Origin of the sequence: Nisaea acidiphila (genome assembly GCF_024662015.1) — a bacterium.
Lineage (GTDB): Bacteria > Pseudomonadota > Alphaproteobacteria > Thalassobaculales > Thalassobaculaceae > Nisaea > Nisaea acidiphila.
The window spans coordinates 4,501,083-4,524,943 of record NZ_CP102480.1 but is presented as its reverse complement, the minus strand read 5'-3'; the positions used below and the strand labels follow the sequence as shown (position 1 = coordinate 4,524,943).

At 64.2% G+C, this 23,861-nt stretch carries 22 protein-coding genes; 13 read left to right on the top strand and 9 right to left on the bottom strand.

Features of this window, described 5'->3' with window-relative positions; translation table 11 throughout:
* Positions 1-99: 99 nt before the first annotated feature.
* Entirely contained in the window at positions 100-636 is a 537-nt protein-coding gene (locus tag NUH88_RS21175) for a TetR/AcrR family transcriptional regulator (protein ID WP_257768779.1), read from the top strand.
* On the opposite strand, the gene paaK is transcribed toward NUH88_RS21175, so the two are convergent.
* Entirely contained in the window at positions 633-1,946 is a 1,314-nt protein-coding gene (paaK, locus tag NUH88_RS21170) for a phenylacetate--CoA ligase PaaK (protein ID WP_257768778.1), read from the bottom strand. The two genes, NUH88_RS21175 and paaK, sit on opposite strands and share 4 nt — an antisense overlap.
* Before the next feature lie 171 nt (positions 1,947-2,117).
* Here paaK and NUH88_RS21165 point away from each other — a divergent pair, with 171 nt between their 5' ends.
* Together NUH88_RS21165 and NUH88_RS21160 are read left to right on the top strand one after the other, a co-directional pair.
* Entirely contained in the window at positions 2,118-3,332 is a 1,215-nt protein-coding gene (locus NUH88_RS21165; protein WP_257768777.1) for a serine hydrolase domain-containing protein, read from the top strand.
* 88 nt (positions 3,333-3,420) lie between these two features.
* Positions 3,421-5,043, top strand: coding sequence for a GMC family oxidoreductase (locus NUH88_RS21160; protein ID WP_257768776.1), 1,623 nt, complete (start codon positions 3,421-3,423; stop codon positions 5,041-5,043).
* Here the strand turns inward: NUH88_RS21160 and NUH88_RS21155 are convergent.
* On the bottom strand, positions 5,040-6,236 hold the full coding sequence (locus tag NUH88_RS21155) for a Bcr/CflA family multidrug efflux MFS transporter (protein WP_257768775.1): 1,197 nt from the start codon (positions 6,234-6,236) through the stop codon (positions 5,040-5,042). The two genes, NUH88_RS21160 and NUH88_RS21155, sit on opposite strands and share 4 nt — an antisense overlap.
* A 207-nt stretch (positions 6,237-6,443) precedes the next feature.
* On the opposite strand from NUH88_RS21155, the gene NUH88_RS21150 reads away from it, so the two are divergent.
* Positions 6,444-8,804, top strand: a complete 2,361-nt coding sequence (locus NUH88_RS21150) for a xanthine dehydrogenase family protein molybdopterin-binding subunit (protein WP_257768774.1) — start codon at positions 6,444-6,446, stop codon at positions 8,802-8,804.
* Positions 8,805-8,829: 25 nt separating this feature from the next.
* On the opposite strand, the gene NUH88_RS21145 is transcribed toward NUH88_RS21150, so the two are convergent.
* Both NUH88_RS21145 and NUH88_RS21140 read right to left on the bottom strand, forming a co-directional pair.
* Complete coding sequence (locus NUH88_RS21145; protein WP_257768773.1) at positions 8,830-9,429, bottom strand: cytochrome P460 family protein; 600 nt, start codon at positions 9,427-9,429, stop codon at positions 8,830-8,832.
* 171 nt (positions 9,430-9,600) lie between these two features.
* Positions 9,601-10,746, bottom strand: a complete 1,146-nt coding sequence (locus NUH88_RS21140) for a trans-sulfuration enzyme family protein (RefSeq protein WP_257768771.1) — start codon at positions 10,744-10,746, stop codon at positions 9,601-9,603.
* Between the two features lie 429 nt (positions 10,747-11,175).
* Between NUH88_RS21140 and NUH88_RS21135 the strand changes: the two genes are divergently transcribed.
* Positions 11,176-12,075: a LysR family transcriptional regulator gene (locus NUH88_RS21135; protein WP_257768769.1), complete on the top strand. Its 900-nt coding sequence runs from the start codon at positions 11,176-11,178 to the stop codon at positions 12,073-12,075.
* Between the two features lie 171 nt (positions 12,076-12,246).
* Here the strand turns inward: NUH88_RS21135 and NUH88_RS21130 are convergent, their stop codons facing one another.
* On the bottom strand, positions 12,247-12,717 hold the full coding sequence (locus tag NUH88_RS21130) for a GlcG/HbpS family heme-binding protein (RefSeq protein ID WP_257768767.1): 471 nt from the start codon (positions 12,715-12,717) through the stop codon (positions 12,247-12,249).
* Between the two features lie 267 nt (positions 12,718-12,984).
* On the opposite strand from NUH88_RS21130, the gene NUH88_RS21125 reads away from it, so the two are divergent.
* Entirely contained in the window at positions 12,985-14,226 is a 1,242-nt protein-coding gene (locus NUH88_RS21125) for an Hsp70 family protein (protein WP_257768766.1), read from the top strand.
* Between the two features lie 56 nt (positions 14,227-14,282).
* Here the strand turns inward: NUH88_RS21125 and gatB are convergent, their stop codons facing one another.
* Genes gatB through gatC form a run of 3 tightly spaced genes read right to left on the bottom strand, consistent with a single transcriptional unit; the run spans position 14,283 to position 17,522 of the window.
* A complete protein-coding gene (gatB, locus tag NUH88_RS21120) occupies positions 14,283-15,749 on the bottom strand; it encodes an Asp-tRNA(Asn)/Glu-tRNA(Gln) amidotransferase subunit GatB (protein WP_257768764.1) in 1,467 nt (488 codons plus the stop codon).
* 1 nt (position 15,750) lies between these two features.
* Positions 15,751-17,235: an Asp-tRNA(Asn)/Glu-tRNA(Gln) amidotransferase subunit GatA gene (gene gatA / locus NUH88_RS21115; RefSeq protein WP_257768762.1), complete on the bottom strand. Its 1,485-nt coding sequence runs from the start codon at positions 17,233-17,235 to the stop codon at positions 15,751-15,753.
* Positions 17,235-17,522, bottom strand: a complete 288-nt coding sequence (gatC, locus tag NUH88_RS21110; RefSeq protein WP_257768760.1) for an Asp-tRNA(Asn)/Glu-tRNA(Gln) amidotransferase subunit GatC — start codon at positions 17,520-17,522, stop codon at positions 17,235-17,237. The genes gatA and gatC overlap by 1 nt, the downstream gene beginning before the upstream one ends.
* A gap of 138 nt (positions 17,523-17,660) precedes the next feature.
* Here gatC and ruvX point away from each other — a divergent pair, with 138 nt between their 5' ends.
* The 7 genes from ruvX (at position 17,661) to NUH88_RS21075 (ending at position 22,646) form a co-directional block, all read left to right on the top strand.
* A complete protein-coding gene (ruvX, locus tag NUH88_RS21105; RefSeq protein WP_308220079.1) occupies positions 17,661-18,089 on the top strand; it encodes a Holliday junction resolvase RuvX in 429 nt (142 codons plus the stop codon).
* A gap of 191 nt (positions 18,090-18,280) precedes the next feature.
* Entirely contained in the window at positions 18,281-18,733 is a 453-nt protein-coding gene (locus NUH88_RS21100) for a hypothetical protein (protein ID WP_308220078.1), read from the top strand.
* Between the two features lie 224 nt (positions 18,734-18,957).
* Entirely contained in the window at positions 18,958-19,194 is a 237-nt protein-coding gene (locus tag NUH88_RS21095; protein WP_257768757.1) for a type II toxin-antitoxin system CcdA family antitoxin, read from the top strand.
* A complete protein-coding gene (locus tag NUH88_RS21090; protein ID WP_257768756.1) occupies positions 19,194-19,490 on the top strand; it encodes a CcdB family protein in 297 nt (98 codons plus the stop codon). Before NUH88_RS21095 ends, NUH88_RS21090 begins: the two co-directional genes overlap by 1 nt.
* Positions 19,491-19,523: 33 nt before the next feature.
* Positions 19,524-20,414, top strand: a complete 891-nt coding sequence (locus NUH88_RS21085) for an amidohydrolase family protein (protein WP_257768754.1) — start codon at positions 19,524-19,526, stop codon at positions 20,412-20,414.
* Between the two features lie 91 nt (positions 20,415-20,505).
* Positions 20,506-21,729, top strand: a complete 1,224-nt coding sequence (locus NUH88_RS21080) for a LeuA family protein (protein WP_257768753.1) — start codon at positions 20,506-20,508, stop codon at positions 21,727-21,729.
* 425 nt (positions 21,730-22,154) lie between these two features.
* Complete coding sequence (locus tag NUH88_RS21075) at positions 22,155-22,646, top strand: hypothetical protein (RefSeq protein WP_257768752.1); 492 nt, start codon at positions 22,155-22,157, stop codon at positions 22,644-22,646.
* A gap of 70 nt (positions 22,647-22,716) precedes the next feature.
* On the opposite strand, the gene NUH88_RS21070 is transcribed toward NUH88_RS21075, so the two are convergent.
* On the bottom strand, positions 22,717-23,709 hold the full coding sequence (locus tag NUH88_RS21070) for a sensor domain-containing diguanylate cyclase (RefSeq protein ID WP_257768751.1): 993 nt from the start codon (positions 23,707-23,709) through the stop codon (positions 22,717-22,719).
* Between the last annotated feature and the right edge of the window lie 152 nt (positions 23,710-23,861).

The following is a 23,861-nucleotide window of genomic DNA, read 5'->3' as shown; positions in this document are numbered from 1 at the left end:
GTTGAACGAAGCCCGAACCTGTGTCAGCGTCATGCGCATGTACACTCACTACCCGGTATACTTATGAAATCCGACAAGCCGACGACGCGGGACCGCATTGTGAAGGCGGCCGCCAAGCTGTTCTACGAAGAGGGTATCCGCAGCACGAGCGTCGACGCGATTTCGGACAAAGCCGATGTCACGAAACGGACGCTCTATTATCATTTCAAGAGTAAGGACGAACTCGTCGAGGCCTATCTTCTGTCGCAGGACCAGCCGACTCTCGCCGCCTATGAACGCTGGTACGCCGAAGCGCCGGGCGACGTCGGAGAAAAGATCGAAGGCCTGTTCCACGCCTTCGCCGCCGCGTCGGCAAAACCGGGCTGGCGAGGCTGCGGTTTCCTCAGAACCAGCGCAGAGCTTGCCGCCACGCCCGGGCATCCGGCAATCAAAGCCGGCGCAACTCACAAGAAACGGTTCGAGGCGTGGCTACGGGATATCCTTGAACAGGACGGGCACCCGGACCCCGCCATCGCATCGCAGCAAATTCTGGTGCTTCTCGACGGCGCAGCCTCGGTGATGCTGATCCATCGCGATGAGGCGTATGTGAAAGCGGCCGGCGCCGCGGCAAAAGCCTTGGCCGGCAGGCGCGGCTAGCCGGCCTGGCGCTTATCCACCACGCGGCGCGCCTTGCCCTGGGAGCGCTCGACGCTGCCGGGGTCGCCGACGACGATCCTGGCGCTCACGCCGATCACGCTCTTGATGTGATGCGCGAGCTCCTTGGCGCTGGCGGCGGCGTGCGCCTCCTCGCCGGCCGCATCCGATGTCGCCTCGCAGATCACCGTCATCGTGTCCATCCGGCCCTCGCGGGTCAGCTCGATCTGGTAATGCGGCGCGAGCCCGTCGCATTTCAGCAGCTGTTCCTCGATCTGCGTCGGGAAGACATTGACGCCGCGCACGATCAACATGTCATCGGCCCGGCCGGTGACCTTTTCCATCCGCCGCATGGTCCGCGCCGTGCCCGGCAGCAGCCGCGTCAGGTCGCCCGTGCGGTAGCGGATTACCGGAAAGGCTTCCTTCGTCAGCGAGGTCAGCACCAACTCTCCCCGCTCGCCTTCGGGCAAGACCTCCCCGGTCGCGGGATCGATCACCTCCGGGTAGAAATGATCCTCCCAGATATGAAGCCCGTCCTTGGTCTCGACGCACTCGTTCGCGACGCCGGGGCCAATGATCTCCGACAGACCGTAGATATCGACCGCATGCATGTCGAAAGCGTCCTCGATCTCCCGGCGCATCGCATCCGTCCAGGGCTCGGCCCCGAAGATACCGACCTTGAGCTTGGTATCGCGCGGATCGATCCCCTGGGCGCGGAACTCGTCCAGGATCGAAAGCATGTAGGACGGCGTCACCATGATGACGTTCGCGCCGAAATCCCGGATCAGGGTGATCTGGCGCTCCGTCATCCCGCCCGAAGCCGGGACCACGGTGCACCCCAGCCGCTCCGCGCCGTAATGCGCGCCGAGCCCGCCGGTGAAAAGCCCGTAGCCATAGGCCACATGCACCACGTCGCCCGGCCGACCTCCGGAAGCCCGGATGCTGCGCGCCATGACCTCGGACCAGACGTCGATATCCTTTTTTGTATAGCCGACCACGGTCGGCTTACCCGTCGTGCCGGACGAGGCATGAATGCGCGCCAGCTTCTCCCGCGGCACGGCGAACATGCCGAAGGGATAATGCTCCCGGAGATCCGCCTTCCGCGTGAAGGGAAAGCGCGCGAGGTCCGAGAGAGTAAGCACATCCTCCGGATTGACCCCGGCCTCGTCGAACTTCGCGCGATAGACCGGCGAATGATCGTAGGCGTGGCCGAGGCTCCATTGCAGACGGTGAAGCTGAAGCGCCTCGAGTTCGTCGCGGCTCGCGCGCTCGATCGGATCGAGCTCGTGATGTTTGGGTGCCAGATTCAGCACGCTTGTCCTCCCATTTGCACGGCGCATCGCGGCACCGCTTGTCTTTCTTTTCCCGGAACGTTAGTGCGGCCTTGGAGCGGCTGCAATCGCCGTGCGACGGTTGACCGCATGCAGCGCGGCGACGTCTAATCGCCCTCTTCTCGCGACACTCAGATTATCCGGACCCACGCCATGACCGACTTCAAGACCGTCAAGCCCGCGAAACATGGTTTCAGTGCCCCGCGCCTGAAGCGGATCGGCGACTGGATGCACAGCTATGTCGACGGCGGCAAACTTCCCTTCGCGGAAACCCTGATCGCGCGGCGCGGCGAGATCGTCTTCCACGAGACCATCGGGCACCGGGACGTGGAGAACGGCCTCCCGGCCGAGCCGAACGGCATTCACCGGATTTATTCCATGACAAAGCCGATCGTCAGCACGGCGATCATACAGCTGCTGGAAGCGGGCAAGCTGCAGCTCGACGATCCGGTGGCGAAGCACATTCCCGAGCTGGCGGACCTGAAGGTGCTCGGCGAGGACGGCGAGAGCATGCATGTCGCCAAGACCCAGCCGACCCTGCACCACCTGCTGACCCACACCTCTGGCCTGACCTACGGCATCTTCGATCCGGGGCCGGTCGGCAAGGCGCTGCGCAAGGCCAAGATCGATTTCTCCGAGAAACACGGACGGCTCGACGAGACGGTCGCCAAACTGGCCGAGATCCCTCTGGTCTTCGAGCCCGGCACGCGCTGGAATTACGGCGTCTCGACCGACGTGCTCGGCCGCGTGGTCGAGACCGCCTCGGGCGTCTCGCTCGCCGAGTATCTGCACGATCATATCTTCGAGCCGCTCGGCATGGAGGACACCTTCTTCGCCGTGCCGGCAGACAAGCTCGACCGCTTCAGCGCCTGTTATGCCAAGACAGAGGACGAAGGCATTCGCCGCGTCGACGAGATCGAGGAAAGCCGCTACGCGAATTCCGTCACCATGTTCTCCGGCGGCGGCGGTCTCTGCTCTACGGTGATGGATTACATGCGCTTCATGGAAATGATCCGCACCCATGGCGGCGGCGGAGACGAGCCGGTGCTCGGCCGCAAGTCGGTGGAACTCATGCTGATGAACCATTTGCCCAGCGACATGGCGTCGATGGGCCAGTCAGTCTTCAGCGAGATGCCGATGAAGGGGATCGGCTTCGGTCTCGGCGGCTCCGTCGTGCTGAACCCGGCGGAGAACAAGCTCCTCGGCTCTGCCGGCGAATGGGCCTGGGGCGGCGTCGCCTCGACCGGTTTCTGGATCGATCCGAAGGAGGAGATCAGCGTGGTCCACATGACCCAGCTGATGCCCTCTTCCTCCTATCCGCTGCGCCGCGAGCTGCGCACGCTGGTCTATCAGGCGCTCGTGGGCTAAAGCCGACCGACCGCTTCGGCGGCGGCGCTTGCCCGCCGCCGAAGCGCCTGCAAAACTGACAAAAAACGACTTCAGGGATGGAACGACCGTGGCCAGGGATCTCGGGACCTACGACTACATCATCGTCGGCGCAGGCAGCGCCGGCTGCGTGCTGGCAAACCGGCTCTCCGCCGATCCGTCGAAGAAGGTTCTGCTGCTGGAGGCCGGCGGCGACGACAATTACCACTGGATCCATATCCCGGTCGGCTACCTCTACTGCATCGGCAATCCCCGCACCGACTGGCTCTTCAAGACCGAGGCCGAGGACGGACTCGGCGGCCGGGCACTGAACTATCCGCGCGGCAAGGTGATCGGCGGCTGTTCCTCGATCAACGGCATGATCTACATGCGCGGTCAGGCGCGCGACTACGACCAGTGGCGCCAGCTCGGCAATCCCGGCTGGGGCTGGGACGACGTGCTGCCCTATTTCGACCGCTCGGAGGGTTTCCATGTCCTCGGTGACAAGGATCGCAACGGTGACAGGAACACGGAAGGCGAACTCCGGGTCGAGAACCAGCGCCTCTCCTGGGAAATCCTGGATGCCTTCAAGGCCGCCGCGGTCGAAGCCGGCATTCCGGAGACGGACGATTTCAACCGCGGCAACAACGAGGGCGTCGGCTATTTCCACGTCAACCAGCGCAAGGGTATCCGCTGGAGTGCCGCGACCGCCTTCCTGAAACCGGTCCGCAACCGGCAGAACCTGCATATCGTCACCCACGCCCATGCCAAGGCGCTTCAGTTCGACGGCGCGCGCTGCACCGGCATTTCGCTTTCGGTGAAGGGAGAGGACGCGCATGCCGCCTGCAGCGGCGAGCTCGTGCTTTCAGCCGGCGCCATCGGCTCGCCACAGATCCTGCAGCTCTCCGGCATCGGCGACCCGGCCCTGCTGAAAGAGCACGGCATCGACGTGCGGCACGCGAACGCGTCGGTCGGTGGCAACCTGCAGGACCATCTGCAGATCCGCTGCGCCTTCAAGGTCTCGAACGTGGAAACGCTGAACCGGCGGGCCAACTCGCTCCTCGGCAAACTCGGCATCGGGCTTGAATATGTACTGTTCAAACGCGGGCCGATGACCATGGCGCCGTCGCAGCTCGGGCTCTTTACCAAGTCCGATCCCTCTAAGGAAACGCCGGACCTCGAATATCACGTGCAGCCGCTCTCTCTGGATGCCTTCGGCGACCCGCTGCATCCCTTCGGCGCCTTCACCGCCAGCGTCTGCAACCTGCGCCCGGAGAGCCGCGGCACGGTCGGGATCAAGAGCGCCGACCCGATGGCGGCCCCGGCGATCAAACCGAACTATCTCTCGACCGAAGCCGACCGCAAGGTCGCCGCGAACGCCATCCGGATCACGCGGAACATCGCCGCGCAATCGGCGCTGGCGCCCTACAGCCCGGAGGAGTTCAAGCCCGGTCCGGACTATTCGGACAGCGACGAGGATCTGGCACGCGCGGCGGGGCAGATCGGCACCACGATTTTCCACCCCATCGGCACATGCCGCATGGGCAACGACGCCGATGCGGTGGTCGATCCGGAGCTAAAACTGAGGGGCTTCGAGAATATCCGCGTCGCCGACGCCTCGGTGATGCCGACCATCACCTCGGGCAACACCAACGCCCCCACCATCATGATCGCCGAGAAGGCGAGCGACCTGATCCGGGCTGCGGCGTCCTAGAGGCGCCGTCCCGGGCCGAACAGGAACAGGACCGAGACGATCCCGAAACCGAACATCACGGCACACATGGAATAGGCCGTGCCGTCATGCAGCGCACCGACCGCCATGGCGGAGACGGCACCGCCGCCGAACTGTGCGGCTCCGACCGTGGCCGCGGCGGCTCCGGCGTTTTTCGGATAGCGCGCCATCAGCACCGCCATGCCGTTGGCCCCGAGGATCGGCACCATGGCGACGAAAGCCATCAGCCCGACCAGCACCGAATAGGGGCCGGCCATTCCGGAACGCTCCAAGGCGAGGAGATAGATTCCGGCGAGCGCGGCGATCACCACGCCCGCGCGGAGCAGGGTCCGGAGGTCGACATGTTTCGTCAGCCGGCTGTTCACGAAAGCCGCCAGCATGATCGCGGCGGAATTCATCGCGAACAGCACCGCGTAATAGCCCGGCGTGAGGCCGAAATACTCGATGAACACGAAGGAGGAGCCGGAGATATAGGCGAACAGACCGCCGAATACGGCAGCGCTGGCGACCGTCAGTCCGAAGGCCGGCGGGTCCATCAGGATGTGCCTGTAAGCCCCGAGCGCCTGCAGCAGGCTCATCCCGCCGCGGTCCTCATGCGCATAGGTTTCGGGCAGCATCAGCAGGACGAGCACGAAGGCGATCGCCCCGAAGCCGAACAGGGTCGCGAAAATCGCCCGCCAGTCCGCGAATTCAAGCAGCGCAGCCCCGGCGAGCGGCGCCAGGATCGGGGCCAGCGTGGTCAGCACCATCATAAGGGAAAGCTTGCTCGCGGCCTCTGACGGCGGGAACAGGTCGCGCACCACGGTCCGCGCCAGAATTGACGCCGCGCCGCCACCGATTGCCTGAAACAGCCGCGCCACGATCAGCCCGTCGATTCGCTCCACGACCATGCAGACCAGCGAGGCGACGATAAAGACGGCGATTCCCGCGAGCAGAACCGGGCGGCGCCCGAACCGGTCCGAGATCGGACCGTAGATCAGCATGCCGCCGGAAAAGCCGGCGAGGAAAACCGCCAGGGTCGCCTGAACCTCGCGCGCAGGCACGTCGAGGTCGCGCGCGATCTCCGGCAGGGCGGGCAGATACATGTCGATCGACATCGGGGCGAAGGCGGCGAGCGCCGCCAGCAACACGACCAGCGCGCCCGTCGGCAGCCGGATAAGTGCCGTCTTCAGCATAGGAGGAACACCAAGTGTGAAGTCTGCCGGAACCTACTCTGTGAAAAAGGGGCTGTCCAAGTCTTTCGCAGTTGCAAAAAATACTTAGACGCGCCGCATGAACTGGTGTGACAACGCATTGTCGCTTGTCCCGCCGGGCGGCGGCGCTACCATCTGGTATACAATCTCTCGCCCTACCGCGTGCCGTTCTCAGCAGGAGCCTACTCCATGGATTCGATCGTCGACGAAAATCAGCTCGGGATGATGAAATTCGGGGTCGGCCAACCCGTGCCGCGTTCCGAGGACCCGAAGCTGCTGCGCGGTCAGGGGAACTACACCGACGACACCAATCTCGACGGCCAAGCCTACGCCGTCATGGTGACCAGCCCCTTTGCCCACGGCGTGCTGAACGGGATCGAGACGGCGGACGCGCTGACGGCGTCTGGCGTGATCGCGATCTTCACCGGCAAGGATCTCGAAGATGCCGGGCTCGGCACGATGAAATGCGGTGTGCCCCTCAAGAACCGGGACGGCAGCCCGATCACTTACGTGCCCCGCGCGGCGCTCGCGACAGACAAGGTCCGCTTCGTGGGCGATCCGGTCGCCATCGTAATCGCGGAAACCCACTCCGCGGCCAAGGACGCGGCCGAGTTGGTCGAACTCGACATCGATCCCCTGCCCGCGGTCACGGACGCCCGCGCCGCTGCCGCAGAAGACGCGCCGCTGATCTATGACGCCGTGCCGGGCAACGTCGCGCTCGACTATCAGTACGGCGAGACGGCGAAGATCGATGCCGCCTTCGCCGAAGCGGCGCATGTGACGAAGCTCAGCCTCCGCAACAACCGCATCGTGGTCTGCGCCATGGAGCCGCGCTCCGCCGTCGGCGCGTTCGATCCGGCGAAAGACACCTACGAGCTGCATGTCGGCTGCCAGGGCGTGTTCGGGATGATGAACACACTGGCCAAGCAGATCTTCGACATCCCGCCGGAAAAGATGCATGTCATCACCGGCAATGTCGGCGGCTCCTTCGGCATGAAGGCCGGCGCCTATCCGGAATATATCTGCGTGCTGCACGCGGCGAAGGTCCTCGGCCGGCCGGTCAAATGGACCGACGAGCGCTCCGGGAGCTTCCTCTCCGATTGTCACGGACGCGACCATGACATGACCGCGGAACTGGCGCTGGACGCCGAAAGGCGTTTCACGGCACTCCGGATCACCGGTTACGGCAATGTCGGCGCCTACCTTTCCGCCGTCTCGCCGATGATGCCGACCCTGAACACGCTGAAGAACAGCAACAGCGTCTACCGTCTGCCGCTGATCGAGGTCGCGACCAAGGCGGTCTTCACCAATACCACCCCCATCACCGCCTATCGCGGCGCCGGAAGGCCTGAAGCGAACTACTACATGGAGCGGCTGATCGAGACCGCCGCGCGGGAGACCGGGATCGACCCGATCGAACTGCGCCGGCGCAACCAGATCCAGGCGACCGAGATCCCCTACGCCGCCGCCAACGGGATGAACTACGACAGCGGCGACTTCCCGACGATCCTGGAGAAGGCGCTCGAGGCCTCGGACTGGGACGGCTATGCCGCCCGCAAGGCCGAGAGCGAGAAGAAGGGTATGCTGCGGGGGCGCGGCGTCGGCTGTTATCTGGAAGTGACCGCTCCGGTGATGCAGGAAATGGGCGGCATCCGGTTCGAGGAAAACGGCGATGTCACGATCATCACTGGCACATTGGACTACGGTCAGGGCCACTGGACGCCCTTCGCCCAGGTACTGCATGCCAAACTCGGCGTGCCGTTCGAGAAGATCAAGCTAATCCAGGGCGACAGCGCCGAACTGATCGCGGGCGGCGGCACCGGCGGCTCCAAGTCGATCATGGCCAGCGGCGGGGCGATCATCGAGGCAAGCGACATCGTCATCGAGAAGGGCAAACAGCTCGCGGCCCATGTGTTCGAGACCGCCATCGAGGATATCGCCTTCGAGGCCGGGACTTTCCAGGTCGCCGGAACCGACCGGACCATCGGCATCATGGAACTGGCGACGGAAGCCCGCACCCGTAGCGACCTTCCGGCCGATCTTCCGAAGGACCTCAGCGTCTCGCACATTTTCGAGAATGCCCCGTCGGCTTTCCCGAACGGCTGCCACGTCTGCGAACTTGAGGTCGACCCCGAGACCGGTACGGTACGGCTCGACCGCTATTCCATGGTCAACGATTTCGGCACCGTGGTGAACCCGCTGCTGGTCGAGGGCCAGGCCCATGGCGGCATCGTGCAGGGGCTCGGTCAGGCACTGATGGAAAGCGTGCTCTACGACGCGGAAGGCCAGCTGCAGACCGGCAGCTACATGGACTACGCCCTGCCCCGTGCGGCGGACGTGCCGAACTTCTCCTTCGCCACGCATGCCGTTCCGGCGACCACCAACCCGCTCGGCGCCAAGGGCTGTGGCGAGGCCGGCTGCGCCGGCTCCCTGCCCTCGATCATGAATGCGTTGGTCGATGCGCTGGCTCCGCTCGGCGTCGCGCATATCGACATGCCGGCAACGCCAGAGAAGGTCTGGGCGGCGATCCAAACGGCGAACGCCACCTGAGCCAAACCCAATATCGAGCGTTTACTTATTTCGCTACCCGGACGTCTTCGGCCGGGTAGCCAAGCGCACCCTGCTGTCCGAAATTCTCCATGTGGCATTCGCTGCAGGCCGAGACCACGTTGACCGCAACCGGCTTTCCCTTCGGCGAGATCATCATGTAGTACCAGTCCATGGTCTCGGGCGAACGCCCTTCCTCGACCTTCTCCATGATGAAGAGCGGACCCGCTTTGGCCGAACCGTTCTCAGCCACGTCGAAGGACTCCTTCACGATGACCGTACCGGCCGGAATACTCACATCTTCGTCGCGGAAATCGGTATAGGCGTCGTAACCGGTCTCGTTGACCCAGGTCATGAGATAGCGCTCGCCGTGAAATCCCGGCGCGGCCGGTGCGGTGTTAGCGAGTTTCCAGTTCCGGTACTCCTTGACGACTTCGGCCGGGATCCACCCCTTGCCGCCTTTATTGTAATTCTCGAACATCGACTTCTTCAGACAGTCATAAACGGCCTGCGCGTTGGCGTTGGTCATGTCGGCACGAGTCTTTCCGGCCCCGCAGGTCTGCGCCGCAGCTGCGTTTACAGGCGCAAGTGCGGCCGCCAGCGCCAGCCCGCACGCAATCGCGGACATCCTGATTGTCTGATACATAACTCCTCCAGCTCTCTCCTTGGGCGCACGCGGCACCTTGGCTTTCGTTGAAGCCCAAGGGGAAATCTAGCGAGCGTGAGAATCGGCGCGAATCACGGTCGCGCACCAGCTTGTGAGCGCGCCGTGACCGCGGAATACGGACATGAACTCCCTCTAGAGGGTATTCAGAGCCTGTTCCAAATCCTGAATCAGGTCGCCGAGATCCTCGATCCCGATCGAGAATCGCAGCAGGTCGTCCGGCACCGGAGTGCCTTTTCCTTCGATCGAGGCCCGATGCTCGACTAGGCTCTCGACGCCGCCGAGCGAGGTCGCGCGGTGGATCACTTCGAGATTGGCCGCGACCTTGACCGCCGCCGCCTCGCCGCCGGCGATGCGCAGCGAGAGCATGCCGCCGAAGCCGCCTTCCATCTGCCGAAGCGCAACATCGTGCCCGATATGGGTCGGCAGACCCGGATAGAGCACGGACCCGATCTTCGGGTGATTATGGAAATGCTCGGCGATCGCCTGCGCATTCTCGGACGCCTTGCGGACGCGCAGGTGCAGCGTGCGCATGCCGCGCAGCAGCAGCCAGGCCTCGAACGGGCCCATGACCATACCGTGATCGGTCCGCACCCGGCGGATCTCTCCCCACCAGTCATCGGCCTTCGCCGCGATCAGCGCCCCGCCGAGAACGTCGCTGTGCCCGTTCAGGTATTTGGTGGCGGAGTGCATGACGAGATCGGCGCCATGTTCGATGGGACGGGTGATCACCGGCGTCGCTGCCGTCGAGTCGACGCAGAGCCGGGCACCGGCCCCGTGCGCGAGCTGGGCGAACCAGGCAATATCGAGACAGTCCCAGAGCGGGTTGGCCGGGGTTTCGATCCAGACGATCTTCGTCTTGCCCTCCTGCACCAGATCGGCCGCGCTCTCGGGCTCGTTCACGTCGAAAAAATCGAGGCCGATGCCCCACTGCGCCGTAAAATCGAGCAGCCAGTTCCGAAGCGCCCAGTACATCACCGTCGGCGCGACCACATGATCGCCCGGACGCAGCGTCATGAACGGCGCAACCGCCGCCGACATCCCGGCCGAGAAGATCAGCGCGCCCGCCCCGTTCTCAAGGCGTGCCAGCAGATCTTCCGCAAGGCCATAGGTCGGGTTCTCGCTTCGGGTATAGACATAGCCCTTCGGATAGGAATTGTCGGGCGCGCGCTCGTAAGTCGTCGCGAGATGGATCGGCGGCGTCACCGCGCCTGTGGTCTCGTCGACATATCCCATCGCCTGGGCGGCCAGGGTTTCGGGTTTCAGATCGTTATTTCGCATGTGCTGGCTCCGGCCAGATGGTTTGCTTTCGCTCGCGGCCGAGACCGCCTGCCGATGCCTCTAGCACGAGGCGGAGGACGGGAACATGCCCGGAGTCGGGCCGCTCATATATCTGGAAACAAATAAGGCTGCAGCGATCCCCTTGGGCGGAAGCCGCTGCAGCCTCATAATTGCCGGTTCGTCCGTCCGTCCCTCCGTCTTGGCAGTGCGGAGAGCTGTATCGGGTGGGTCTACCGATACGTGGCTATGAGGGGCACGGCCACGTTCGTACAGTCGATCCCGGCGGGGCAATTGAACAGGTCGATTGACGAGCACTGTCATTCTCAGTGTAGAAAACCGCCATGCAAATTGATAATTCTCTTTTAAAGCATCGTATTAATTCCTATAAAGCAAGAATAATTCCGTACTGCACTCGGGAAACACGCTGAAATGGATACGCTGACCGCAATGAAGGTTTTTTGCTCCGTGGTCGAGAACGACAGTCTCGCCGGCGCATCCAGAACCCTCAATGTTTCGCCCTCCGTCGTGAGCAAGCAACTCTCCGGCCTGGAGGACCGCCTCGGCGTCCGGCTGCTGAACCGCACCACGCGCCGGGTCAGCCTGACCGAGGTGGGCTCGGCCTATTACGAACGCTGCAAGCGGATCCTCGCCGATGTGGACGAGGCGGAGATCGCGGTCTCCCAAGCGCACTCGGCCCCGCGCGGCCTGCTGAAGGTGACGGCACCCACCACCTTCGCGCACCGGCACGTCGCCCCGCACCTGCCGGAATTTCTCGACCGCTATCCGGAAGTGGAAGTCCAGCTGCTGGTGAACGATCGCGTGGTGGATCTCGTCGACGAGGGGATCGATCTCGCCATCCGGATTGCGCAGCTGAAGGATTCCAGCCTGATCGCCCGCAAGCTCGCGGTGAACCACCGCATGCTGGTGGCCAGCCCCGACTATGTGAAGAAATGGGGCTCGCCGGCCAATCCGGACCAGCTGAGCGACCATTCGCTGATCACCTACGCGCCCGGCAATCCGATCAACGACTGGCACTTCATGGTCGACAACCAGCAGAAGATCCTGCGTGCCAAGGGAACGCTGGCGATGAATAACGGCGACTCGGTGCTGCAGACCGTGCTCGCCGGCGGCGGCCTCGCCATGCTCGCGGCCTTCATGGCGGGCGAGCACGTCAAAACCGGCAAGCTGGTCACCCTGCTCGACGATTACGTCCGTGAAGACGTGCCGATCTACGCCGTCTATCCGAGCGGCCGCCACCTCTCGCCGAAGGTCCGGGCCTTCGTGGACTTCCTGGTGGAACTCTACGGGCCGTCGCCATATTGGCTTTGAATTCGTTCTCTCGAACCCGCTAACAGTCGTCATCCCCACGCAAGTGGGGACCCAGAGAACGTAGAGCGAAGACCGGGATCCCTGGGTCCCCGCATTCGCGGGAATGACAGTCGTGAAAAGCAAAGGGCCGGTCGCGAGACCGGCCCTCTTCGCTCGGATGGCGTAAGAAGCTTAGCGCCAGCTCTCATCCAGCTCCGCAGGCTCGCTGGCGTAGCCGGCTTTCTGGATCCCCTTGCAGGCGCAGTATTCGTCTTTCTCGGAGAGGTCGCCGCTGACCCCGACGGCACCTATGATCGCGCCGTCTTCCATGATCATGGCCCCGCCCGGAACCGCGGCCATCTTGCCGTCAAAAGCGGCGGCGGCGGCCACCTGGAAGCCGAGGCGCTCTTTCAGCCGGCCGCCGAGATTGCGCGAGGACTCGCCGAAGCCGAGCCCGCCCCACGCCTTGGCGGTCGCGATCTCGATGCGGCCGATGCCGGAGCCGTCCTGTCGCTTGATGCAGACCGGATGCCCGCCCGCATCGAGCACGACGACGGTCATCGGCATCATGCCTTCCTCGGTGGCGACGCGCAGCGCCTCGTCGGCAATGATCTCGGCCTTGGCGAGCGGCAGCGATACCTTGAGCGGGAAGTTTCCGGCCATTTTCTGATCCCTTGTTCTGGCTATGTCCGTTAATGCTGCGGTGCTTATAACACCGGCCAGCGCCGCCACGATACGGAGGCCTTATCCGCATCGCGGAAACCGCCGCACGGTTGGGGAATATCCGCCCCTGACCCTTTTCTGTCGGAAGGAAGTTATGTATAGACATCCTCCCCTCGCCGCCGGGGCACCCTCAGGCGGTTTCCTTACGATCCGAAAAGTCCACACACCCCGTGTCTTCCACGAAGCGCCCCTGGAGCGAACCGCACCATGCGAACGGATACTCTCGCGATCGATTTCGGCACCTCCAATTCAGCCGCCGCGATCTGGTCGGGAAATTCAGTCAGACGACTTCCCATCGAAGACGGCAGTGAGACCCTGCCGACAGCCGTGTTCTTCCCGCTCGACGGGCGCGGCATGCAAATCGGCAGTACCGCCGCCGAGGCCCTCACGAGCGGAGAGGAAGGCCGCTATATGCGGGCGCTGAAAAGCGTGCTCGGCCAGCCGCTGCTGCACGAGCCGCGCACTCTCGGCGGAAAGCGGCGCACCCTCGCCGAAATCATCGCCGCGTTCCTCGCGGAGCTCAAGCACCGGGCCGAGGCGCAAACGGGACAGAGTTTCACGCGGGTGCTTTCAGGGCGCCCGGTTCATTTCCACACATCCGATCCCGAGAAGGACGCGCAGGCCGAGGCCGACCTCCGGGCCTGCTACGCGGCGGCCGGGTTCGAGGAAATCGCCTTCCTCGCCGAACCGGAAGCCGCCGCCATCGCCAGCCACGGCATGGGCGCGGCCGACGAGACCGGACTGATCGTCGATATCGGCGGCGGCACCTCGGATTTCACCGTCTTCCGTTCGAAAGGCGCGCATCCGGAGATCCTCGCCAGTCACGGCATCCGGCTCGGCGGAACCGACTTCGACCATGCGGTCTCGATGCAGCATGCCATGCCCCTGCTCGGCCTCGGCGGGGAGCTGCGCCGGGATTTCGGCGACGGCCTGCTACCGGTCCCGAACACGATCTATTCCGAGCTCGCGACCTGGGCGACCATCCCGTTTCTCTACAACGCCAAGACCCGCCGCATGGTCACGGACATGGCCCGTCTCGCAGTCGAACGGGAGAAGATTGAGCGGCTGGGGGCGGTGCTCGACCAGCATCTCGGTCACGAACTCGCCTTCGCCGTAGAGCGCGGCAAGATCGACGCAAACGGCGCGGACCGGGACGGACGGATCGGGATGGAGTTCATCGAGTCCGGCCTCGGCGCGACGGTCACGCCGGAAAGCCTTGATGCAGCGCTCTCTGCGAACCGCAGCCTGCTTCGCGGCGCCGCAGCCGAAACACTGGAGATGGCCGGCATTGGAGCCGGCGAGATCGGGCACGTCATCCTGGTCGGCGGCTCCAGCCTGATGCGGTTCGTATCAACCGAGATCCGTGCGCTTTGTCCGCAGGCCGAGATCCTTGCAGCGGAAGCCTTCACCGCAGTGGTCGACGGACTCGCTCTGGCAACCCGTCGCTAAAAAACGCAAAAGGCGGCCCCGAACGGGCCGCCTTCTCAGCCAAATTTCAGCGGGCCTCAGCCCGCGAGCTTCGTCTTCAAGAGCTCGTTGACCATCGCCGGGTTGGCCTTGCCCTGGCTCTGCTTCATCACCTGGCCGACGAAGAAGCCGAAGAGCTTGTCCTTGCCGGAGCGGTATTCCGCGACCTTGTCGGCCTGGGCCGCCATCACGCTGTCGATCAGTTCCTCGATCGCGCCGGTGTCGGTGACCTGTTTCAGCCCCTTCTCCTCGACGATCGTAGCGGCGTCCTTGCCGCTCTCGAACATCTCGGCGAAGACGTCCTTGGCGATGCGGCCGGAGATAGTGTTGTCGGCGATGAGGTCGATCAGGCCGCCGAGCTTGGCCTCGTCGACCGGGCTCTCGGAAAGCTCGAGGCCGGCCTTGTTGAGGTTCCCGAACAGCTCGGTGATCATCCAGTTCGCCGCCATCTTGGCGTCGCGGCCCTCCGCCACCTTCTCGTAGAAGGCCGCCGTCGCCTGCTCCTCGACGAGGATCGCCGCGTCATAGGGGCTGAGGCCCCAGTCGGCCATGAAGCGCGCCTTCTTCGCGTCCGGCAGTTCCGGCAGCGCCGCCTTCTCCGCCTCGACGAACGCCTCGCTGAACTCGAGCGGCAGCAGGTCGGGGTCGGGGAAGTAGCGGTAATCGTGCGCCTCTTCCTTCGACCGCATCGAGCGGGTCTCGCCCTTGTTCGGGTCATAGAGGCGGGTTTCCTGGTCGATCTCGCCGCCATCCTCGATGATCTCGATCTGGCGCCGCGCCTCGTACTCGATCGCCTGCTGCATGAAGCGGATCGAGTTCAAGTTCTTGATCTCGCAGCGGGTGCCGAATTCCTCGCCCGGCTTGCGCACGGAAACGTTCACGTCGGCCCGCATCGAGCCTTCCTGCATGTTGCCGTCGCAACTGCCGAGATAGCGCAGGATGGAGCGCAGCTTTTTGACGTAGGCCGCCGCTTCCGCCGCCGACCGGATGTCGGGCCGGGAGACGATCTCCATCAGCGCGACGCCGGAGCGGTTGAGGTCGATGAAGCTCTGCGACGGGCTCTGGTCGTGGATCGATTTGCCCGCATCCTGCTCCAGATGCAGCCGCTCGATGCCGACCGTCTTGCTGCTGCCGTCCGGCAGGTCGACCTCGATCTCGCCCTCGCCGACGATCGGCTGCTTGTACTGGCTGATCTGATAGCCCTGCGGCAGGTCCGCGTAGAAGTAGTTCTTGCGGTCGAACACGCTGAAGCGGTTGATCTTTGCCTTGAGGCCGAGGCCGGTGCGCACGGCCTGGCGCACGCACTCCTCGTTGATCACCGGCAGCATGCCGGGCATCGCGCTGTCGACCAGCGAGACCTGGGTGTTCGGCTCGGCCCCGAAGGCGGTCGCCGCGCCGGAGAACAGCTTCGACCGGGAGGTCACCTGGGCGTGAACCTCGAGACCGATGACGATCTCCCACTCACCCGTGGCGCCCTGGATCAGGTTGGATTTCGCTTCGCTCATCTCACTTCCCTCCCGCAAGGAAGGCCGGCTTGGCATTAAAACCCGCCGCCTGTTCCAGAACGTGACCGACCTTCAGCACGGTTTCCTCGTCGAACGGCTTGCCGAGCAGCTGCAGGCCGAGCGGCAGGCCGTCACCGGAGAGACCGACCGGCACCGAGATACCGGGCAGGCCGACGAGGCTCGCCGGCACGGTGAAGACGTCGTTCAGATACATCTTGATCGGATCGTCCTGATTCTCGCCGATCGCGAAAGCGGCGGACGGCGCGGTCGGGGTCAGGATCGCATCGACCTGCCCGTAGGCATCGTCGAAATCCTTCTTCAGCAACGCGCGGACCTTCTGCGCCTTCAGGTAATAGGCGTCGTAATAGCCGGCCGAGAGCACGTAGGTGCCGATCAGTACCCGGCGCTTCACCTCGTCGCCGAAACCGGCGGCGCGGGTGTTCTCGTACATCTCGATCAGGCTGTCACCGGTCTCGCGGAGGCCGTAGCGCACGCCGTCATAGCGCGCCAGGTTCGAGGAGGCCTCGGCCGGGGCGATGATGTAGTAGGTCGGCAGCGCGTATTTGGTGTGCGGCAGGGAGATGTCGACGATCTCCGCCCCCGCGTCCTTCAGCATCTCGGCGCCCCGCTTCCAGAGCGCGTCGATCTCCTCCGGCATGCCGTCCATGCGGTATTCCTTCGGAATGCCGATCTTCATGCCGCGGATATCGCCGGTCAGCGCCGCCTCGAAATCCGGCACCGCGAGATTGGCGGAGGTCGAATCCTTCGGATCGTGCCCCGCCATCGCGCCCAGCATCAGCGCCGCGTCCTTGACGTTGCGCGTGATCGGACCCGCCTGGTCGAGCGAGGAGGCAAAGGCAACAATGCCCCAGCGCGAGCAGCGGCCGTAGGTCGGCTTCATGCCGACGATGCCGCAGAAGCTCGCCGGCTGGCGGATCGAGCCGCCGGTATCGGTACCCGTCGCGGCGATCGCGAGACGGCCGGAGACGGCGGCCGCGGAGCCGCCGGAGGAGCCGCCCGGGACCAGCTTCTGGTTGCCGCCGCCCTCGCGCCGCCAGGGATTCTCCACATTGCCGTAATAGGAGGTGATGTTGGCCGAGCCCATCGCGAACTCGTCGAGATTGAGCTTGCCGAGCATCACCGCGCCGGCGTCCCAGAGATTCTGGCTGACGGTCGACTCGTATTCCGGCTCGAAGCCGTCGAGGATGTGCGAGCCCGCACTGGTCAGCACACCCTTGGTGCAGAACAGATCCTTCATGCCGATGGGCAGGCCTTCCATCGCCCCGCCCTTGCCTTCGGCAAGCTTCGCGTCGGAGGCCTTCGCCATCTCGCGCGCCTTTTCCGGCGTCTCGGTGATGAAGGCGTTGAGCGACTTGCCCTCCTCCATCGCGCCGATATAGGCCTCGGTCAGCTCCGCGGAGGTGATCTTCTTCGACTTCAGCGCATCGCGCGCCTCGGTCAGGCCGAGTTCAAGAAGTTCGCTCATCACTCGACCACCTTCGGCACCGCGTAATAGCCATGGGCGCGGTCCGGCGCGTTCGCCAGCACCCGGTCCGGATAGGCGCCGTCGGTCACCTCGTCCTTGCGCATCGGCAGGCCGTGCCCGGTGACGCTCGCCAGCGGGTCGACATTGTCGGTATTGACCTCGTTCAATTGCTCGACGAAGCCGAGAATGTTGTTGAGGTCTCCCACAAGGGCGTCGAGTTGCGCGTCGTCGGTCCTGATGCGCGCGAGATGCGCGATCCTCGCGACTGTGGCTTTGTCAAGCGACATCGGATAAGGCTCTCCGTGAGTATGCGGAAATTCGCGATAGCCCTGAACACTAGGCACAGGGCCAAAAACGGTGGCGGAAGGTATCACCCCGACATGACATTCTGCAACCCTGCCGACCTGCCCTCCCTCAGGCGTCCCATGAGCCGGATTCTGGGGCTCGATCTCGGCACCAAGACCATCGGCCTCGCCGTCTCCGACCCCTTCCTTTCCGTCGCCTCGCCGATCGAGACGATCCAGCGCCGGAAGTTCACGAAAGACGCCGAGCGCCTCGCGCAAATCGTCGAGGAGCGCAATATCGGCGCGTTCCTGATCGGCCTGCCGCTCAACATGGACGGAACCGAAGGCCCACGCGCCCAGTCGACCCGCGACTTCGCCCGCGAGCTGATCCTCCGCATCGACCTCCCCGTCGCCTTCTTCGACGAGCGCATGAGCACCATGGCGGTCGAGCGCGCGATGGTCGATGCGGACATGACGCGGAAGAAGCGCGCCGAACGGGTCGACCAGCTCGCCGCCGCCTATATCCTGCAGGCCGCGCTCGACGCGATGCCGGATGCGCATTTGGGGTAACCTGTTCCCATTATTTCGCTCGTCATTCCCGCGAAAGCGGGGACCCGGGGGCCCGAGGCACGGCTCTATGCTCTCTGGGTCCCCACTTACGTGGGGATGACGACTGGGTTTGTGGCTAGCTTAGCCGATGGAGCGGAGAAACCCGCAATGCACTCCAGATCGCGATGGCACTATCCAGGAAACAACCGCACATGAGCGCGCCGACCAAGGCCGAGCTGGAAGAGATCGCGGCGGAAGTCCGGCGCTTTCTCGAAACGGTCTGGCCCGACTGGCACCGTCTCCGCGGCCGCTCCCTGCCCGATCCGCTCTCCCTCGGCACCTGCCAGACCAGCAGCCTCTTCCTCGCGGCGGTGCTGCACGCGCACGGCCATGGGGCCCACATCGAACAGGGCAACGATCCGGAGGCCGAGGAAGGTTATCTCCACGACGGCGCGTGGCACGGCCATGCCTGGGTCGAGTGCGGCGGCTGGATCCTGGATATCAGCGCGGATCAGTTCGGCCGCCCGCCGGTACTTCTGGCACCGGTTGACGACCCGGCCTACCGGCGCGGCGCGGACACCGCCTTCGAAAGCGCGAAACGGCAGCGGCGGGAGCTTGTGGACGCGGCGATGGATAAGTGGCGGCGCCGGGCGACCGCCCCCTAAGAGATCGCGCGCCCTTACTAGGTCGTCATTCCCGCGAAAGCGGGGACCCAGGGAGCGAAGAACCCGGACCCAGGATCGCCCGGGTCCCGGCTCTCCGGCCGGGATGACGTTCGAAGACGGTCCGCAGAGCGCACCGAGGTCCATCGGCCTGGCGCCGGCTTGACGCGCACTTACATGCACATACATCATGCGCATGAATATCCGCGCCCTGGAGGAACATGCGCATGGCATCGAGATCCGCCGCACGAAAGCCGACCAACCTCTCGCTCGACCCCGTGCTCCTGACCGAGGCCCGTGCCTATGGCGTCAATCTCTCGCAGGCTGCGGAATCGGGCCTGCGCCGCGCCGTGAACGAGGCCAAGGCCGCAAAGTGGAAAGAGGAGAATACCGAGGCGCTCGAGGCCTCGAACAACTGGGTCGAGACGCACGGCCTGCCGCTCGCGAAGCACCGGCCCTTCTGATGGCCCGCTTCGACGTCTATGCGAACCCGGACGGCGGCTATCTGCTGGATGTGCAGGCGGACCTGCTCGATGCTCTGAATACGCGCGTGGTTGTGCCCCTGATCCCGCTCGGCGCCGCGCCGACGCCGGCCAAGGGCCTCAACCCCGTGTTCGAGATCCGCTCGGGGCCGCATGTCATGGCGACGCAGTTTCTCTCGGCCGTACCCTGCTCGATCCTCGGCGAGCCGGTCGCGAATTTCCTGCGCAGCGATACCGAGATTACCAATGCGCTCGATATGCTTCTGACCGGTATCTGACGGCACCGGAGCGAACCGACAAGGGAGACAGCCATGACCAGCACATCATTTGCCAAGGCGGCGATCGGACTGGCCCTCCTCCTCGCCCCGCTCCCGGCCTCCGCGCATGACGAGAAGCCCATCGGCGACGCCGTCAACGCGCTGCCGATCTTCGACGCGCACATGCATTACAAGGAGCCCGCCTGGACCGAGTTTCCTGTCGCGAGCGTGGTGGAGCTGATGGACCGGAGCGGCGTCGCCATGGCGCTGGTCTCCTCGACGCCCGACGAGGGCACGATCATGCTCTGGGAATACGCGCCGAACCGCGTCGTGCCGGAGCTGCGCCCCTATCACGGGAGCGCCGGCTCCTCGAACTGGACCAAGGCGCCCGGCATGGAGGCCTACCTGGCGGAGCGGCTGGAGAGATACCCGCACGAGGGCATCGGCGAGTTCCATATCCATCGGCTGGATATCTCGGACGAGGCGCTGTTCCGCCAAGTGATCGCGATGGCGAAAGCGCGCGACATCTTCCTCCATGTCCATTCCGGCCCGGAGCCGGTCCGCTGGCTCTATTCCCTCGATCGGCAAGTGAAGATCATCTGGGCCCATGCCGGCCTCGGCGAGCGGGCGGAGACCGTGCACGCCCTGATGGCCGAGTTCCCGGAGCTGGTCGCCGATACCTCGCTCCGCGAATACGACATCGTCGGCGCCGACGGCGGGCTCGACCCGGAATGGGAGGCCATCCTGCTGGCCTTCCAGGACCGCCTGATGGTGGGCAGCGACACCTGGGTCAACGGCCAGTGGGAGAACTACACCTCCATCATCGCCTCGCACCGCTACTGGCTCTCGAAACTGCCGGAGGATGCGGCGCGCAAGATCGCCTACCGGAACGCCGAGCGGCTGTTCGGGCGCGAGATTTCGATGGAGGTCATCGGCAAGCGCTAGCTGGGTGCTGGCGGAAACCTCCACTCCCCCCTTATCCTGCCTTCCGGAACGGGCAGCAAAAGACCCGCCGGAAAAACGAGGGAGGAATGCCATGCCGGACGCGCGCGAGACTTCGGAGAACCAGCCCTGGAACGGGCCCCGCTGGGCCACCAGCCGGCATAATTTCGATCCGGCCATCGCGGTGCCGCCCCGCGCCGTCGAGCTGCACGATTTGACGCTGCGCGACGGCGAGGAATCCGCCGATCTCGCCTTCACCACGGCCGACAAGGTCCGGATCGCCGAAGCCCTCGCCCGCCTCGGGATCAAGCGCACCGAGATCTTCCTGACCGTGCCGGGCTGGCAGGAGGTCATTCGCGAGATCATGCGCCGCGACCTCGGCATGGATTTCTGGGTCACCTGGCAGCCGGGCCGGGTCGAGAGGGCGCTCGAGCTCGGCGTGCGCCATGTCATGGTCTGGTACCTTATCGGCGACGAGCTCCAGCAGCACGTCCTCAAGACCGGCCGCGAGGCGCAGCTGGAAAAGGTGCTTCAGGAAGTCCGCGCGGCGCGTGCGGCGGGCTGCAAAGTGAACTTCTTCATGCCGGATACGACCCGCGCCGATCTCGACCACATCACCAAGGCCGCGCAGGCGGCGGAGGCGGAAGGCGCCGAATATGTCACCGTCGTCGACAGCCAGGGCATCGCCCGGCCCGCCGCGATCAAGTTCCTGGTCAGCCACCTGAAGCAGCAGACCGGCCTCAAGGTCGAGGTCCATTGCCACAACGATTTCGGCCTCGCCGTCGCCAACGTGCTCGGCGGCTACGAGGGCGGCGCCGACGTGCTGCAGGTCTCGATCAACGGGATCGGCTACCGCGCCGGGAACGCCGCGATGGAATCCGTCGCGGCGGCGCTGAAGATGATCTACGGCGCCGAGACCGGCCTCCAGCTCGACCGGCTGCCGGAGGTCTGCGCCCTGGTCGAGCGCATCAGCGGCCTGCCGATCGACTATTACAAGCCCATCGTCGGCAAGGGCGCCTTCCGCTACGAGCAATGGCGCGCGATTACCGAATTCACCGCGGCAAACGAACGCCGCTTCGCCTTCCCCTTCGAGCCCGAAATCGTCGGCCGGACCGCGGAGCTGGTCATCGGAAAATGGAGCGATTCCGGTGCCGTGGTGCAGAAACTGGCGGAATACGGCCTGAAAGCCACCCAAGAGCAGGTCGGCCGCATCCTCACCCGCAGCCAGCGCGCCGGCGCCTCACGGCATCGCCCGCTGGAGGACAGCGAGTTCCTGGTGATTGCGGAGCAGGAAGGGGTGAGTGAGGCGGAGGATTGAGAGGCGCGGGAGATCAAGAACGAATGTGGGGCAATTGAGTCGTGTGTCCCCGTAATCAGGGGCAATCGAGTCGTGTGTCCCCGTAATCATGTGTCCCCGTAATCAGAGTCGTGTGTCCCCGTAATCAGATTCAGGAGATCTGGCCGAATATCGCGATTCAAGACGGTCTGGAGCCGTGGACAAGCTGCTTCTGGCTACGGATGTCGGGTTCCTGCCTCTCAAGGTTGCAGGCGCAGCGCCCTCGGGTCATCATCGGCTTCGTCGAGAGTGTTCGCATGGGAAATGTCGGTTTATGGGCGACATGGCCGATTGTGCCGTGGCGGTTGCGCTGCTTGGTTGCCTGTTGCCGGTGCGTCTGGTCCTCGGCGATGCGGGTTGGGACGGCATCATGGTCCTGGCCTGAAACGAATAGCGGGGGGAGAATCATGACTGACCGGGATCAATTCTTGATCGTCAACAGTAGAGGGGGAAATGGGCAGAATCCAAACGTTCTCGGTCTGGTAGACGACAATTCAGGAGGCGTTCGCCCGCAGCTTGCCGTTTCAACAGATGGTACAATTCCCAAAGAGCTTGATGCGGTTTTTTGGACAAGACAACCGTTTGCAGATGGATGGGGGTGGACGATTCAAACGAGTTATAAAGACACGAATTATCATTTATCGGTGTCCTCGTGGTCTTCTGGAGTGTTGTGCGAGCTAACCGATGTGCCGTGGGCTATATGGCGTTTTACGTATTCCAATAGGATACTGACATATGATGCCGCAACTGGAATCCCGTACTCTCTCGATACAGGACAATATCCAGACGTCATGATCTGGGATTTTGTCAGCTCTGTGAATCAGACTTGGGGATTTGCTCCCTATGTGAGCAACAACGCGCTGTTAGGAGAGCCTCCTGAGGTAAGTTTATTGAGTTAGAGACTATGCATGGGAGAAACGCACTTGCGGCGACAGAATTAAGGGGACACACACCCCGATTCACTCCCCCTCACGCCGCCTGCACGACCCTGTTCCGCCCCTCTTCCTTCGCGCGGTAGAGCGCGGCATCGGCGCGGGCGAGCAGGTCTTTCGCGCCGTCGCCGGGGCGCCAGGAGGCGATGCCGAAGCTTGAGGTCTTCCGGCCGACGCCCGGGAACTCGTATTCCTCCAGCGCCCGGCGGAAGCGCTCGGCCTTCGCCGTCAGGCCGGCGAGATCGGTTTCCGGGCAGATCACCAGGAACTCCTCGCCGCCCCAGCGCCCGACCACGTCCGTCGGGCGCGAGCTCTCCTTCAGGACCCGCGCCACTTCCACCAGCACCCGGTCGCCGGTCTGGTGGCCGTAGGCGTCGTTGACCTGCTTGAAATGATCGATATCCGTCATGATCACGCCGAAATCCGTGCCGTACCGCTCCGAGCGGCCGATTTCCCGTGCCATCTCCTCTTCCAGCTTCGCCCGGTTGTAGAGCTTGGTCAGAGAGTCGGTGACCGCCAGAACTTCCAGCTCCCGCACCTTCCCGGCGAGGGAACGGCTGAGGCGCTGGTTCTCTTCCAGGGCCTTTTCGATCTCTTCCTTGGAGCCGCTAAGTTCGATTTCCCGCTGCCGGAGGTCCTCCTCGGCCTTGCGGAGATCGGTCGCGATGGTGATGCACATGGCGATGCCGCCGCACGCCGTCCGCGACTCCTTGACCAGCAGGCGCTTGCCGTCGACATAGTCGCGCACGGTGATACCCGGAGCCGGGTTCCGGTGGGCGCGGACCCGCTCGCGGATGAAGTCCTCTTCCCGCCCCCTGGCATCGATCACCTTGCCGAGCGCGACATTCATCCTGAGCCCGTCCTCGTAGGTGAGCCCCTTCTCGACGAATTCCTCGGCGCGCGGATTGATCTGCAGGAAGGCGCGGTTGAAGAAGATCAGCCGGTCCTGCGCGTCATAGATCGCGATGGCCTCGTCGAGATTCTCGATCACTTCCAGGATCTGGTCGGTATAGCGGGACTGCCGCGTCAAACTGTCTTTCCCCGTCGAAAAACATCCCGGAAACATTCCCGCTCCGAACCGAAAGCCCGGCAGCGGGAGTGAATTTCCGTCTGTGCGGCAGTATGGATTCAATATCTTAAAAATTTATTCAAAAAACTGAATATTTCCCTGCCCATTTCAGC

Excerpts from the sequence above, each read along its gene's own strand:
- NUH88_RS21165 (WP_257768777.1), top strand. The coding sequence starts at position 2,118 with ATGACCGACTTCAAGACCGTCAAGCCCGCGAAACATGGTTTCAGTGCC.
- NUH88_RS21085 (WP_257768754.1), top strand. The coding sequence starts at position 19,524 with ATGACCAGCACATCATTTGCCAAGGCGGCGATCGGACTGGCCCTCCTC.
- gatA (WP_257768762.1), bottom strand. The coding sequence starts at position 17,235 with ATGAGCGAACTTCTTGAACTCGGCCTGACCGAGGCGCGCGATGCGCTG.
- gatB (WP_257768764.1), bottom strand. The coding sequence starts at position 15,749 with ATGAGCGAAGCGAAATCCAACCTGATCCAGGGCGCCACGGGTGAGTGG.
- NUH88_RS21135 (WP_257768769.1), top strand. The coding sequence starts at position 11,176 with ATGGATACGCTGACCGCAATGAAGGTTTTTTGCTCCGTGGTCGAGAAC.
- NUH88_RS21150 (WP_257768774.1), top strand. The coding sequence starts at position 6,444 with ATGGATTCGATCGTCGACGAAAATCAGCTCGGGATGATGAAATTCGGG.
- ruvX (WP_308220079.1), top strand. The coding sequence starts at position 17,661 with ATGAGCCGGATTCTGGGGCTCGATCTCGGCACCAAGACCATCGGCCTC.
- NUH88_RS21140 (WP_257768771.1), bottom strand. The coding sequence starts at position 10,746 with ATGCGAAATAACGATCTGAAACCCGAAACCCTGGCCGCCCAGGCGATG.
- NUH88_RS21090 (WP_257768756.1), top strand. The coding sequence starts at position 19,194 with ATGGCCCGCTTCGACGTCTATGCGAACCCGGACGGCGGCTATCTGCTG.
- NUH88_RS21080 (WP_257768753.1), top strand. The coding sequence starts at position 20,506 with ATGCCGGACGCGCGCGAGACTTCGGAGAACCAGCCCTGGAACGGGCCC.
- NUH88_RS21100 (WP_308220078.1), top strand. The coding sequence starts at position 18,281 with ATGAGCGCGCCGACCAAGGCCGAGCTGGAAGAGATCGCGGCGGAAGTC.
- NUH88_RS21075 (WP_257768752.1), top strand. The coding sequence starts at position 22,155 with ATGACTGACCGGGATCAATTCTTGATCGTCAACAGTAGAGGGGGAAAT.
- gatC (WP_257768760.1), bottom strand. The coding sequence starts at position 17,522 with ATGTCGCTTGACAAAGCCACAGTCGCGAGGATCGCGCATCTCGCGCGC.
- NUH88_RS21095 (WP_257768757.1), top strand. The coding sequence starts at position 18,958 with ATGGCATCGAGATCCGCCGCACGAAAGCCGACCAACCTCTCGCTCGAC.
- NUH88_RS21125 (WP_257768766.1), top strand. The coding sequence starts at position 12,985 with ATGCGAACGGATACTCTCGCGATCGATTTCGGCACCTCCAATTCAGCC.
- NUH88_RS21155 (WP_257768775.1), bottom strand. The coding sequence starts at position 6,236 with ATGCTGAAGACGGCACTTATCCGGCTGCCGACGGGCGCGCTGGTCGTG.
- NUH88_RS21130 (WP_257768767.1), bottom strand. The coding sequence starts at position 12,717 with ATGGCCGGAAACTTCCCGCTCAAGGTATCGCTGCCGCTCGCCAAGGCC.
- NUH88_RS21145 (WP_257768773.1), bottom strand. The coding sequence starts at position 9,429 with ATGTCCGCGATTGCGTGCGGGCTGGCGCTGGCGGCCGCACTTGCGCCT.